General features: G+C 63.5%; 14 protein-coding genes and 1 pseudogene. 10 read left to right on the forward strand and 5 right to left on the reverse strand.

The features are described 5' to 3' along the window. Nucleotides 1-41: 41 nt before the first annotated feature. Together LB528_RS02605 and LB528_RS02610 are read right to left on the reverse strand one after the other, a co-directional pair. Nucleotides 42-1,361, reverse strand: a complete 1,320-nt coding sequence (locus tag LB528_RS02605; RefSeq protein WP_224713732.1) for a tetratricopeptide repeat protein — start codon at nt 1,359-1,361, stop codon at nt 42-44. A gap of 4 nt (nt 1,362-1,365) precedes the next feature. Continuing rightward, entirely contained in the window at nt 1,366-1,989 is a 624-nt protein-coding gene (locus tag LB528_RS02610) for a LysE family translocator (RefSeq protein WP_224713733.1), read from the reverse strand. A gap of 229 nt (nt 1,990-2,218) precedes the next feature. On the opposite strand from LB528_RS02610, the gene LB528_RS02615 reads away from it, so the two are divergent. The 8 genes and pseudogenes from LB528_RS02615 to LB528_RS02650 all read left to right on the forward strand — a co-directional run bounded on the left by LB528_RS02615 (nt 2,219) and on the right by LB528_RS02650 (nt 8,966). After that, nucleotides 2,219-2,989: a L,D-transpeptidase gene (locus LB528_RS02615; RefSeq protein WP_224713734.1), complete on the forward strand. Its 771-nt coding sequence runs from the start codon at nt 2,219-2,221 to the stop codon at nt 2,987-2,989. Between the two features lie 112 nt (nt 2,990-3,101). Continuing rightward, a complete protein-coding gene (locus LB528_RS02620; RefSeq protein WP_224713735.1) occupies nt 3,102-4,268 on the forward strand; it encodes a diphosphate--fructose-6-phosphate 1-phosphotransferase in 1,167 nt (388 codons plus the stop codon). Beyond that, entirely contained in the window at nt 4,268-5,029 is a 762-nt protein-coding gene (locus tag LB528_RS02625; protein WP_224713736.1) for an MBL fold metallo-hydrolase, read from the forward strand. Before LB528_RS02620 ends, LB528_RS02625 begins: the two co-directional genes overlap by 1 nt. A gap of 189 nt (nt 5,030-5,218) precedes the next feature. After that, entirely contained in the window at nt 5,219-6,757 is a 1,539-nt protein-coding gene (locus tag LB528_RS02630; protein ID WP_224713737.1) for a DegQ family serine endoprotease, read from the forward strand. Between the two features lie 112 nt (nt 6,758-6,869). Further along, nucleotides 6,870-7,482, forward strand: a pseudogene (locus tag LB528_RS02635) (sulfite oxidase-like oxidoreductase). 24 nt (nt 7,483-7,506) lie between these two features. Further along, nucleotides 7,507-8,253, forward strand: a complete 747-nt coding sequence (locus LB528_RS02640; protein WP_224713738.1) for a ferredoxin reductase — start codon at nt 7,507-7,509, stop codon at nt 8,251-8,253. Between the two features lie 78 nt (nt 8,254-8,331). Then, entirely contained in the window at nt 8,332-8,565 is a 234-nt protein-coding gene (locus LB528_RS02645) for an AbrB/MazE/SpoVT family DNA-binding domain-containing protein (RefSeq protein WP_224511799.1), read from the forward strand. Continuing rightward, a complete protein-coding gene (locus tag LB528_RS02650; RefSeq protein WP_224511798.1) occupies nt 8,562-8,966 on the forward strand; it encodes a type II toxin-antitoxin system VapC family toxin in 405 nt (134 codons plus the stop codon). Before LB528_RS02645 ends, LB528_RS02650 begins: the two co-directional genes overlap by 4 nt. A gap of 75 nt (nt 8,967-9,041) precedes the next feature. On the opposite strand, the gene LB528_RS02655 is transcribed toward LB528_RS02650, so the two are convergent. Further along, nucleotides 9,042-9,341, reverse strand: coding sequence for a hypothetical protein (locus LB528_RS02655; protein ID WP_224511797.1), 300 nt, complete (start codon nt 9,339-9,341; stop codon nt 9,042-9,044). 476 nt (nt 9,342-9,817) lie between these two features. Between LB528_RS02655 and LB528_RS02660 the strand changes: the two genes are divergently transcribed. Then, a complete protein-coding gene (locus LB528_RS02660) occupies nt 9,818-10,021 on the forward strand; it encodes a DUF680 domain-containing protein (protein WP_224713739.1) in 204 nt (67 codons plus the stop codon). 70 nt (nt 10,022-10,091) lie between these two features. Beyond that, on the forward strand, nt 10,092-10,325 hold the full coding sequence (locus LB528_RS02665; RefSeq protein ID WP_140844674.1) for a DUF680 domain-containing protein: 234 nt from the start codon (nt 10,092-10,094) through the stop codon (nt 10,323-10,325). Nucleotides 10,326-10,511: 186 nt separating this feature from the next. Here LB528_RS02665 and LB528_RS02670 read toward each other — a convergent pair whose 3' ends face one another. Both LB528_RS02670 and LB528_RS02675 read right to left on the reverse strand, forming a co-directional pair. Then, complete coding sequence (locus LB528_RS02670) at nt 10,512-11,624, reverse strand: ABC transporter ATP-binding protein (protein WP_224713740.1); 1,113 nt, start codon at nt 11,622-11,624, stop codon at nt 10,512-10,514. A 35-nt stretch (nt 11,625-11,659) separates the two neighbouring features. Then, on the reverse strand, nt 11,660-13,324 hold the full coding sequence (locus LB528_RS02675) for an alpha-glucosidase (RefSeq protein WP_224713741.1): 1,665 nt from the start codon (nt 13,322-13,324) through the stop codon (nt 11,660-11,662). Nucleotides 13,325-13,328 lie beyond the last annotated feature (4 nt).

The following is a 13,328-nucleotide window of genomic DNA, read 5'->3' on the forward strand; positions in this document are numbered from 1 at the left end:
AAATATGGCTCGGCAGTTTTTAAGACAAGATCCCCTTGGGGTCAATTCTCGGACAAATCGAATGCGCGACGCAAGAACAGCGCCGACAGCGGGCTGTTCGGCCGGGCGAGCCGCCGTTCGGCCGTCAGCGCCCGCGCCAGCGCCGTATCGCCTGCGCGCAACGCGGCCTCGATCAGCGTCAGGTCGATCACGTCGCGCTGCGCATGGCTGCCGCCGAAACGGTGCGCGATCGAGCGGATCGGCCGGATCAGCCGCACGGCCTCGCCGTAACTGCCTTCGCCAAAGGCCTTGATCGCAAGCGTCAGCGGATGGCCGACATCGCGCGTGAAAGCGGCATTGTCGTCGCTGCCGAGCATCGCTTCGCGCTGCGTCTCGATCAGCGTTTTCGCCGGCGCTTCCAGCCCTGCGCCGACAAAGGCCATCATCGCATGCGCGTCGTTGAAGGCATAATTGCCGGCGGCGGCTTTCGGCATCCAGTTGGCGGCGAGCGTCGCCCAACGGTCGCCGACATCGACACCGCCGAGAACGAGGCGCCACAGGATAGCCGAGGCATCGACCATGTTGAGCGCCAATGTCGAGCGGTCGCCATAGATCGGCCCGTCATAGAGCTTGAGCACCTCGTTCGTCTCGCCGAGATCATAATGGAACAGCGCCAGATGCCACCAATTGTGGATCTTGAGGAAGCTGTCCGTCGACCACGCGTCGGGATTGGCCCGCATCCAGGCGATGCCGTCTCGTTGCCGGCTCTGCATTTCCATGACATGGGCGACCGCATGCTGCGCCCAGCCGTCGCGCGGTTCGATCTCGATGGCTTCTCGGCCCAGGGATTCGGCACGGGCGTAATCGCCCATTTCCTCCAGCCCAAAGGCCTGCATGCCGAGGATGGCGTGGTAGCCCGGCATGTCTTTCTGCCAGGCCGGCAGCGCCCGGCCGATGCGGTCGCGCAGCATGCGCGCATTGCCGGTGAAGAAATCGATCTGATGCCCGACCTGCAGCGCCAGCGCATCGCGCGGATTGTCGATCGCGATGTCCTCCAGGATACGGGCGGCTTCATGCCATCGCCCTTCGGCGAGGTTGCCAAGCGCCGCGACATGCGCCGCTTCGCGCGCGGTGGCGGCAAGGGGCAACGCCGCCTGATGGCTCGATCGGGCGACCGCCATCGCATCCCGCTCGGTGGCGAGGCCGAACAGGTAACCCTTGAACACATGCGCCATGACAAACGCGGGGTCATCGGCAATGGCGCGGTCGATGGAGCCGACCGGGTCGCCGATGAAGCATTGCAATTCATGCACGGCGCGGGCGTAGGACGAAAACCCGGCTTCGGTCGTGCCGGAATAGGTAAGACCGAATGCGTCCTTCATAGCGTCAGTTGGCCGACCGCATCGCCACCGTGGCGATGCCGGCGCCGACCAGCAGCGTGCCGCCGGTGCGGTTGAAGATGCGGATCGCCTTCGGGTTGCGCACGATCGCCCGGACCCTGGACGCGACCAGCGCGTAGCCGAAGGCGTTGAGGAAGGCCAGGGTCAGGAAGGTCGTCTCGAAGATCAGCATCTGCGTCCAGAAATCGGCATGCCGGTCGAGGAACTGCGGCAGGAAGGCGACGAAGAAGGTGATGCTCTTCGGGTTCAGCGCCGTCACCAGCCAGGCATGCGCCATCATCCTTGCCGCCGAAACCGCGTCGGTGCGCGGTTCCGCCTTCAGCGCGCCGCCGGCGCGGAACAGTTTAATGCCGAGATAGACGAGATAGCCGGCGCCGATCACCTTGAGCACCGTGAACACCGTGGCCGAAGCCGCGAGCAGCGCGCCGATGCCCAGCATCGACAGCGTCATGGCGGTGAAGTCACCCAGCGCCACGCCGACCGCCATCGGCAGCGCGGTGCGCCAGCCCAGGCCCAGCGCGTAAGAGACGACCAGGAGGATCGTCGGGCCTGGAATGACAAGAAGGATGGAAGAGGCGGCGGCGAAGGCGGCCCAGTTTTCGAAGGACATTTCCCTGCTCCTTGAGCGCAAAGAAAAGGATAAATCCTGGGGTCCTCGGGAATGTAAAGGGGCCGCTGGAAAAATCTTCGGCGCCAAGGCCTCGGGCCCATCGACCGCCGCAACGACGCGTTAGGGTTAAGCCGGCTTCCGGTCTTTCACCCTTTTTCAACCATGACTGACGAAAATGCCTGCCATCCGGCCGGACCGTGCTTCCCGTCGGCAGCGTAGGGTTTGGTGCATGCGCGAGTTGCCGCAAAGTCTGACGCCGCCTCCCAGCGGCGCCGCAATCGATACCGAAATTCAGCTTTCCCGCCGCGCCGTGCTTTCCGGCGCGGGCGCCATCGCGCTGCTCGGCCTGGCCGGCTGCAGCACCACCGACACGCTCGACCTGCCGCAAATGCAGCTCGACAACACCGTCACCGGTTCCGTTCCGCCGATCCGCCCGGCGATCAGCGTCGACAAGAACGTCACCGGCCCCGATGTCATGTACGCCTCGCTCATCGATGGCGGCTTCCAGGTTCCGGCCGTGCCGTGGCAGAAAGTCAAGCCGCAGTTCCGCCGCCAGATCGTCGTCGACAAGACAGGCGAGGCGCCCGGCACCATCGTCGTCCATCTTGAGGAGCGCATGCTCTATCTCGTCCAGCCGGGCGGCGACGCCATCCGCTACGGCGTCGGCATCGGCAAGGACGGCTTCCGCTGGTCGGGCCGCGCCAACATCCAATATGGCCGCGAATGGCCGGTCTGGACGCCGCCGCCGGAGATGGTCCAGCGCAAGCCGGAACTGGTGAAATGGCAGGGCGGCCAGCCCGGCGGCCTCACCAATCCACTCGGGGCGCGGGCGCTCTATATCTACCAGAACGGCAAGGACACCGGCTACCGCATCCACGGCTCGCCCGAATGGTGGAGCATCGGCCAGGCGATGTCGTCGGGCTGCGTGCGCCTGATCAACCAGGATATCATCGACCTCTACAGCCGCGTTTCCAAGAAGAACCCGGTCGTCGTGGTCTGATCTTTCCAGGCGACCTGTCCGGCTGCTTTTTCGAGATCCCGTTTCTTCCGTTGCGCGATGCCGCAAGACAGGCCAAGGTACCTGAAAACCTTCGCTTCAGGAGAAATCGAGCATGGCTGGAACCTTCGTCATCGCGCAGGGCGGCGGCCCGACCGCCGTCATCAACCAGACGGTCGTCGGCGCCACGCTGGAAGTCCGCAAGCGCCATCCCGGCGCCAAGGTGCTGGGCTCGCTCCATGGCGTGCGCGGCATCCGCGACGGCAATTATGTCGATCTCTCCGCCATCCCCGAGGACCGGCTGCGGCTGATCGCCGGCACGCCGAGCGCCGCCCTCGGCTCGACCCGCGACAAGCCGGACGCCGCCTATTGCGAGGTTATCCTAAACGGCCTGAAGAAAGCCGGCGCCGACGCCTTCATCTATATCGGCGGCAACGACACCTCAGGCACGCAGCAGATCCTGACCGATGCCGCCGGCGGCTCGATCGCCTTCGTCCATGCGCCGAAGACCATCGACAACGACCTCGAGGAGAACGACCACACGCCGGGCTTCATCTCGGCGGCCGAATTCGTCGCCGGCGCCTTCCTCTCGGTCGACCTCGATTTCCGCGCCCTGCCCGGCATCTATGTCGGCATCGTCATGGGCCGGCATGCCGGCTTCCTGACCGCTGCCGCGGCCGCCTGGCAACTCGATCCCGACAGCGGCCCGCATCTGGTCTATGTGCCGGAGCGCGCCTTCTCGGCGAAGCGCTTCATCGAGGAAGTGCGCGAAAAGCTGGACCGCCATAAGCGCTGCATCGTCGCTGTCTCGGAGGGCGTCAGCACCGCCGACGGCAAGGCGCTGGTCGAAAGCCTGGTGCCGCCGGACAAGCTGGAGCGCGACCAGCACGGCAATGTCAAATTGTCGGGCAGCGACCTGCCGGCGGCGCTCGAACGGGCCTTGGCCGAAGGCCTGCCCGGCAAACGCGCGCGGGTCGACGCGCTGGGCTACATGCCGCGCGGTTATGTCGGCGCGATCAGCGCCGTGGACGCCAAGGAAGCCTTCGACGCCGGCGCTTTCGCGGTTGCTGTCGCAGGCGAAGGCGGCGGCTCGGTCGCGCTGCAATATGACGGGTCGAAGACGGTGTTGAAGAAGGTGCCGCTGAAGGCGGTGGCCGGCAAGACCCGCCATATGCCCGACGATTTCATGAAGCCGGACGCCAACCAGCTTTCGGACGCCGGCATGGCCTATCTGAAGCGGCTGGTGCCGGAAAAATACAAGGTCGGGAAGCCGTTCGTCTGATGGGCGGCGGCTCGATCCCCGAGCTTGCGGTTGGCGACTGGTTCGGCAAGGCGAAAGTCGATGCCGGCACGACGATGCTGACCGAGCCTTTCGTGCATGATTTCGTGCGCGCCAATATGTGGCATTTGAAGGGCCGTGACGCCGATCTGCTGGTCGATACCGGCATGGGTATCCGCCCGCTGGCGCCTGAGATCGACACGCCGCCCGGCAAGCCGCTGATCGTTGTCGCCACCCACATCCATCTCGACCATGTCGGCTCGCTGCACGAATTCCCGCTGCGTATGGGCCCGAAGATGAGCGCGGCGCAGTTCGACGGCATGAACGATGCCGTTACCTACGCCCACATGTTCCACAATCTCGACGGTGCGGTCTCGAAGCTGCCGGCGCCGGACTGGAAGGCGGCCGACTACCGCATTCCTTCCGCGCCGCTGACCCGCACGCTCGATGAGGGCGATGTCATCGATCTCGGCGACAGGAAATTCCGCGTGCTGCATCTTCCGGGACATTCGCCGGATTCCATCGCGCTGTTCGACGAGGCCGATGGCCTGTTATTTGCCGGCGACGCCATCTATGACGGCGTGCTGATCGACGACCTGCCGGATTCGGACCGCGCCGCCTATTGCCGCACCATGCAGCGCCTGCTCGACCTGCCGGTACGCATCGGCCATGGCGGCCATGGCCCGAGTTTTACCGGCCAGCGGATGCGTGAGATCGCCTCCGCTTATCTGCGCCGGAGAGAGCGGTTCGTAAGCGCTCTCTGAATTAAATCTTCGTAAGGTCATCCAAAGGTCCTGATTCAGGCCATTCCGCACCCTAAATCTTGGTTGTCGATCCGGCCGGCTGCCGTGCAAGGCGAGGCAGGCAATCCCGGTCGCCGACACGCCAACGGATGCGTGCTTCGAGAGCCATCCGGGGCGCCGGATCAACCTCTCGCCCGGACAGAAACGACCATGTCACCCATGAACATTCTTCGCAGACATCGCGTCGCGGCCCTGTTGGGCGCTGCGCTGATCATTTCTCCCGTTATTGGTTCCTTTGCCGAGAGCACGAACAGCGCCGGATTGAGCAACGCCGTCGCCACCACGCAGACTCCCGCCGCCGGCGTCACCGCGCCTAACGGCTCCTTCGCTCCCATCGTTGCCACCACAAAGCCGGCGGTCGTAACAATCACGACAATGATGAGGGGCCGGGCGGATACCATGAGCGAGGGTTCGCCTTTCGATGGCAACTCGCCTTTCGACGAATATTTCCGGCAATTCTTTGGCGACCAGGGCATGCCGATGCCCAAGACGCCGCCTCAGCGGGCACCACGTAGCGAGGCGCTCGGCTCCGGCTTCATCATCAGCGCGGATGGCACAATCGTCACCAACAACCACGTCATCGACGGCGCCACCTCGATCAAGGTGACGCTCGACGACGGCACCGAGCTTCCGGCAAAGCTTGTCGGCCACGACGCCAAGCATGACCTGGCTGTGCTCAAAATCAAGGCAGACAAGCCGCTGCCGACCGTCAAGTGGGGCGATTCCAGCAAGCTGATGACCGGCGACCAGGTGCTGGCGATCGGCAACCCGTTCGGCATCGGCACCACGGTGACCGCCGGCATCGTCTCGGCGCGCGGCCGCGATCTCCACAGCGGGCCGTTCGACGATTTCATCCAGATCGACGCACCGATCAATCACGGCAATTCGGGCGGTCCGCTGGTCGACATCCACGGCAATGTGATCGGCATCAACACCGCCATCTACTCGCCCAATGGCGGCAGCGTCGGCGTCGGCTTCGCCATCCCGTCGGACCAGGCCCAAAAAGTTGTCGCCAAGCTGATGAAGGGCGGCGACATCGAATACGGCTATCTCGGTGTGCAGATCCAGCCGGTCACGCCGGATGTTGCCGGCGCGATCGGCCTCGACCACCCTGCCGGAGCCTTGGTCTCGTCGGTCACGCCGGGCTCGCCTGCGGCCAAGGCGGGCATTGAAGTCGGGGATGTGATCACCGGCTTTGGCGGCCAGGAGATCAAGGATCCCAAGGACCTGTCGCGCGCCGTCGCAGATGTCCCGCCCGGCAGCAAGGAAACGGTCAATGTCTGGCGTAAGGGCAAGGTAGTTCAGGTCTCCGCGGAAGTCGGCCGCAACACCGACGAGGTGCAGACCGCGTCGAATGGCGAAGGCGGCAAGCCGTCGGCGGGCCAGGGCGTTCCGTCGCTCGGCCTCGGGCTGACCGACATCACTCCCGAGATCCGGCAGGAGCTCAACCTTGCCGACAACCAGCACGGCGCCGTGATTGAGCGTGTCAATCCGGACAAGGCGGCTTCGGCAGCGGGCCTCCAGCCGGGGGACGTGATCGTCGGCGTCGACCAGACGCCCGTAAAGAACGCCAGACAGGCGAACCAGGCTATCGCCGAGGCAGCCAAGTCGGGCAAGAAATCGGTGCTGCTGCTTGTCGATCGCGGCGACCAGCAGATATTCGTCGCAGTGCCTTTCGCGGCCGGCTGACCACGTCGTGGCGACCTGCCGGTGCAAGGCGGGTCGCCAAGATTCTTGTTGCCCGTAGAGGTATATTCGAGAACACTCCCCGCATCCTTCCACCGGTGCAAGAGGCGTCTCGATGGTCACGCGCGGCTTTTTTTCCGGACGGCGTCCTCCTTCCGACGCCGACGCGCGCATCCCGCCGGGTCAGTACCTGGAACAGGGTTTCCCGGTTCTCTCGGCCGGGCCGACGCCGCGCGTGCGCACCGAGGATTGGTCCTTCACCTTGAAGCAGGGGCCGCGACCGCTCAAGAAATGGAACTGGGCCGAGTTCAACGCCCTGCCGCAAAGCAAGATGACGCGCGACATTCATTGCGTCACGGCCTGGACCAAGTTCAACACGCCCTGGCAAGGCGTGATGATCGACGACATCCTCGCCGATGCCGGCATCGAGCCGCCGACGGCCTACACGCTGGCGCTGTCCTTCGACGGCTATTCCACCAAATGTGCCGACCAAGGACCTCGTCACCGGCAAGGCGATGGTGGCGCTGCTCTATGAGGGCAAGCCGATCACGCCGGACCATGGCGGGCCGGCGCGGCTTCTGGTGCCGCATCTCTATTTCTGGAAATCGGCCAAATGGGTGAACGGGCTGCAGTTCACCGACCGCTACGAACCGGGCTTTTGGGAACTGCGCGGCTATCACATGTATGGCGACCCCTGGCGCGAGCAGCGCTATTCCAGTGACCCGTGAGGGCGAATTCGTGAGCAGCAATCGATGAGTGCCGAGCCGTTGCCGCAATCGCCCTGGCAGGCAGCCACGATCACCCGCATCGAAAAGCGCACGCCACGCGTCACCAGCTTCTGGTTCCAACCGTCGCGGCCTTTCGCCCATCTGGCCGGACAGCATGTCGACGTCCGGCTGACGGCGCCGGACGGCTATCAGGCGCGCCGATCCTATTCCATAGCTTCGGCGCCCGAAGCAGGTGCCGTCGTCGAGCTCGCGATCGAGCGGCTCGACGACGGCGAGGTCTCGCCCTTCTTCCACGACGTGGCTGCCGTCGGCGACGAGATCGAGCTGCGCGGGCCGCTGGGTGGCCATTTCATCTGGGAGGAGAGCGACGGCGGGCCGATCCTTCTGGTCGGCGGCGGCTCGGGCGTCGTGCCGCTGATGGCAATGGTGCGCCATCGTATGCTGCGCAACGCGGCGGTACCCGTTGTGCTGGTGTTCTCGGCGCGGGTCTGGGACGAGGTGATTTTCCGCGGCGAGCTGATCGGTCTCGACGATCGCCGCGACGGTTTCGATCTGGTGCTGACGCTGACCCGCGAACCGGCGAGGCGGCCGTCCGACTATTCCCGGCGCGTCGACGCCCGCATGATGGTGCAGGCCGTCGAGCGCCTGCCGAAAGCCCCAAAGCTCGCCTATGTCTGCGGCTCGAATGCGTTCGTCTCGGCCGCCGCCGATGCCCTGATCGGCGCCGGCGTTCCGGCGGGGATTATCCGCACCGAGCGCTACGGGATTTGAATTGCCGGTGCGAGCCGTTGAAATTCGATCCACAAGGTAATACCTTACTTGTATCTGGTATTACCGAGAGGGGCGAAGATGGCCACCACCGTTACAGCAAAAGGGCAAGTGACCATTCCCAAACCGGTCCGCGACCTGCTGGGGATCGTTCCGGGAAGTAGGGTTGATTTCAGGCGCGCCGCCGATGGAAGCGTCGTGCTGGCTCGCGTCGACAGAAAGCAGCCGGCGAGCCGCTTTGCCAAATTGCGCGGCCATGCCGGCGAGGGGCTCACGACCGAGGCTATCATGGCGCTTACGCGTGGCGAAGCGTGACGCTCGTGGACACCAACGTTCTGCTCGACGTCGTTACGGACGATCCAAACTGGGCCGATTGGTCGGTTGCTCAGCTTGAGGCGGCGAGCCTCAGTGGACCATTGTTGATCAACGATGCGGTCTACGCCGAGCTCGCCGTTCGCTACGCCCGCATCGAAGATCTTGAGGCGTTTCTTGATGCGGGCGGTCTTGAGATGGCTGCCATGCCAAGAGCGGCTCTTTTTCTTGCCGGAAAGGTATTCACACAGTATCGCAGCTCAGGAGGACAAAAGACTGGCGTGTTGCCGGACTTCTTCATCGGGGCCCATGCTGCGGTCGGCCGCCTCCCACTTCTGACACGCGATGTCGGCCGATACCGGACCTATTTCCCCTCCTTGAAGCTGATCACTCCAGACTCCTGAGCAGCGCTGGGCCGCCCTCGCCGAGCCCTCGACGCCGTACTCAACGCCGGCGTTTCGCCAAGGCTCATCACGGGTTCAGCCTGTCGGAGAGAATTTTGTCGAAACGAGTTGGAAAGGCAGCGCGCCATAGGTGGCGACCGCCTGTTCGTTGTCCCAGACGCGAAATTGTCGTGACGGCCGCGCCTCCGGCACCAGGGTCCGTCCCGCCCGGTCGAGCTCCACCTTGCCGCGAAAGCGCAGCATCCGCTCCCCGCCGGAGCGGCTGATCGTCATCGAGCGCAGCCGGGCCACATGCCGGTCGCCTGCATTGATCTCCATCTCGATGCGCCGCCGAACCGGTGGAACGACGATGCGCAGGATCAGATCGAGCATCATCTCGCAGATTTCGCCTTGCGGTTCATCCAAGGTTTGCGAGCGCACAAAAGATGCCGGCCTTCCGGTTGCCTTCGCCGCCATGGATTTGCCGCGCCACACTATGTCCGAATCGGCCCTTGGAACGGGAGCAGGATGGTTAATAGTATCGAAAAGTGACTATTAGGGGATACTAAAATCGAACTGAACGGTTCGTTTCTGTTGACGGTGCGTGCAGGACGTTGTGAACGCCAGTGCTCAGATACATTTGGTGAGCCAACGGCCGGATCCGAATAACGTGTTGATTAAGCCAGATAAAAATGAAGTCATAGGCATGCTTATGAAAACTTCAAGAGGCGGATTCATGGTCCAGACGGAAAAACTTCGTGATTGGAATCCGGCACTCGGCTCACCCAAATCAGCGCTGTCCGAACGACGCGATTTCATTCCCAAGACACGCCGCTAGACGGACGGAATATAAAGATACTGGAGTAGCAAAAATGAAAAAGATTGTTCTCACTGCCGCAGCCTTTATGGCTATTTCCGGCAGCGCTTTCGCTGGCAGCGACAATTATGGTTCGCAGGCAGCAAATCCACCGGCCACGGTTGATTCGTCGTACACCGCTTCGGTCCACAAGTCCGAACCGGCCGACCAGAAGCCTGTCACCACGGGCGCCGACCACAACCTTTTCGGCAACAACTAACATCCGACCTTGAATCGGCGGCGGGCTAGCCCGCCGCATCGGTCGGATCACAAGATTCAGGAGCACTGAAATGAAGAAGATCGTTCTTGCCACGGCCGCCCTGCTGGCCGTTTCCGGCGCTGCTTTTGCGGGCAGCGACAATTACAACAACAGTGGCGTCAACCAGCCGGCCCCGGCGGTCGATACCGCCCCTACGTCATCGATCGGCACCGACTCGCCCGTCTACAAGTTGCTGAACTCGTCGCGCGACGTGCAGAAGTCGGCGCCTCAGGGTGCGGACCGCGACCACTTCGGCAACCGTTGATAGCCGACTGTGATTTGAAAGAGAGAGCGGCGGGCCAGGCCCGCCGCTCTCTTTTTTTGCCGGGAAAGCCAGCCTGCCGATAAAGCAATTCCAGGAAAAGTGTAAGCGGTTTTCCGTCCGAAATTGCGTGAAAACAAAGAGATAGAGAGTTTCGCCGTTTCGGTAAAACGGTGAAACTCTCTAGCGTCAGGCAGCCTTTGCTTCCTCGCGATGCAGCGTGAAGGAATGGCCGTCGGCGTCAAAGATGTGCAGATCGCCGGCGCCGGCGTTGAGCCGCAGCGTCTCGCCGCGCTTGACGTCGACATTGCCGGGCAGCTTGGCAACCAGCGGCAGGTCGGCGCGGCCGATATCGATGTAGACGAGCTGAACCTCGCCGAGCTGCTCGATATAGTCGACCTTGCCTTCGAACAGAAAGTCCGCGCCTGTGGCAATCGCGAGATCCTCCGGCCGCACGCCGAAGCTGACCGCCGCGCCATTGGCCGAGGCCGGCGTCGCGATCGGCACCGTCGCCTTGCGGCCGCCGACATGGCTGACCACGGTCGGATTGCCGGCTTTCTCGATCTTTGCCGGCAATATGTTCATGGCCGGTGAGCCGATGAACTGGGCGACGAACAGGTTGCCGGGCCGCTTGTAGAGTTCCATCGGCGTGCCGACCTGCTCGATAACGCCTTCCTTCAAGACCACGATGCGGTCCGCCAGCGTCATCGCCTCGACTTGGTCGTGCGTGACGTAGATCATGGTGGTGTTCGGCATCGATTCCTTGAGCTTGGCGATCTCGATGCGGGTGGCGACGCGCAGTGCTGCGTCGAGATTCGACAACGGCTCGTCGAACAGGAACACCTTCGGGTTTCGCACGATGGCACGGCCGATGGCGACGCGCTGGCGCTGGCCGCCCGACATCGCCTTGGGCAGGCGGTCGAGATATTTGGTCAGTTGCAGGATCTCCGCCGCCTGGCGCACGCGCTTGTCGATCTCGGCCTTGCTTTCCTTGCCGATCTTCATCGAGAAGGCCATGTTGTCGTAAACCGTCATATGCGGATAGAGCGCATAGGACTGGAACACCATGGCGATGCCCCGCTTCGACGGCGGCACGTCGTTCACCACCTCGCCGTCGATCTTCAACTCGCCCGACGTGATCTCCTCGAGGCCGGCGATCGACCTCAGCAAGGTCGACTTGCCGCAACCCGACGGCCCGACGAAGACGATGAACTCGCCTGATTTGATATCGAGGTCGATGCCGTGGAGAATGTTGAGGTTGCCGTATGATTTCTTCACCTGGCTGAGCGTGACATCGGCCATGTTTTTCTTCTCCCGTTGATCCCTGTTTTAGAAGTTCAGTCGATGCGTCCGAACCAGGCGCCGTAGCCGCCGAGGCGGACCGGCCCGCTGCCAGTCTGTCCCGAAAAGCCGTGCCCGGGCAAGGGTTGCAGCGCACCTTTGCCGAGATCGACCTCGGAGGGCTTGCTGCCGAGATTGAAGGCGCAGACGACCCGCTCATTGCCCTCGCGGCGCGTGAAGGCGACGGTGTCGCCATCGCTTTCGATAAAGTTGATGTCGCCCTTGGTCAGCGCCGGATGCTGGCGCCGGAAGGCGAGGAAGCGGCGGTAATGTTCGAGCAGCGAGCTTGCCTCGCCCTGCTGCACGTTGACTGCCTGCGACAGGTGCTTGCCCGGCACCGGCAGCCACGGCTTGGCGGTCGAGAAACCGCCATTCTTGGCGGCCGCGTCCCAAACCATCGGCGTGCGGCAGCCGTCGCGACCCTTGAACTCCGGCCAGAACCGGATGCCGTAGGGATCCTGCAGGTCCTCGAACTTCAGCTCCGCCTCGCCAAGGCCGAGCTCTTCGCCTTGATAGATGCAGACCGAGCCGCGCAGCGACATCAAAAGCGCCGAGATCACCTTCAGATAGGCGGTCGGATCCGCCTCGTTGGCGGCCCAGCGCGAGGCAACCCGCATCACGTCATGGTTGGAGAAGGCCCAGCACGACCAGCCGTCGCTGGCGACCGTGCCGAAGGCCTCCAGCACCGCGCGCGCTTTCGCCGCGCTGATCTTCTCCGGCGCCAGGAAGTCGAAGGAATAGCACATATGCACGCGCTTGCCGTCGGCGGTGTAGGCGGCGACCACCTCCAGGCCGCGCTGGGAATCGCCCACCTCGCCGACGGCCGCCTGCGCCGGATATTCGTCGAGAAGCGCGCGGAAGCGCTCCAGGAAGCCGAGGTTCTCCGGCCGGCTCTTGTCGTAGATGTGGTCCTGGTAATTGTAGGGATTGACCGCGGGCGCCGTCTGGTCGTTGCGCTGTTCCGGCGGCAGCGGCGGATTGTCCTCCAGCCCCTGGCTGTGGAAGTAGAAATTGATCGTGTCCAGCCGAAAGCCGTCAACGCCGCGCTCCAGCCAGAAGCGGGTGATGTCGAGCAGCGCGTCCTGAACTTCTGCGTTGTGGAAGTTGAGGTCGGGCTGCTCGGCCAGAAAATTGTGCATGTAATATTGCTGGCGGCTGGTGTCCCACTGCCAGGCCGAGCCGCCGAAGATCGACAGCCAGTTGTTGGGCGGCGTGCCGTCGGGCTTTGCGTCCGCCCACACATACCAGTCGGCTTTCGGATTGTTGCGGCTGGAACGGCTTTCCTTGAACCAGGGGTGGATATCGGCGGTGTGCGACAGCACCTCGTCGATCATCACCTTGAGCCCCAGCCGATGGGCTTCCGTCACCAGCGCGTCGAAATCGGCGAGCGTTCCGAACATCGGGTCGACGTCGCAATAGTCCGACACGTCATAGCCGAAATCCTTCATCGGCGATTTGAAGAAGGGCGAGATCCAGATGGCATCGACGCCGAGCGAAGCGATATAGGGCAGGCGCTGAACAATACCCTTCAGGTCGCCGATGCCGTCGCCGTTGGAGTCCTGATAGGAGCGCGGGTAAATCTGGTAGATCACCGCGCCCCGCCACCAGTCGCGGTCGACGGCCGGGTCTGGCTGCGACGTCGCCTTCAAAGCCGATTGCATGTCT

The sequence above is a fragment of the Mesorhizobium sp. CA4 genome, from assembly GCF_020165075.1.
GTDB lineage: Bacteria > Pseudomonadota > Alphaproteobacteria > Rhizobiales > Rhizobiaceae > Mesorhizobium.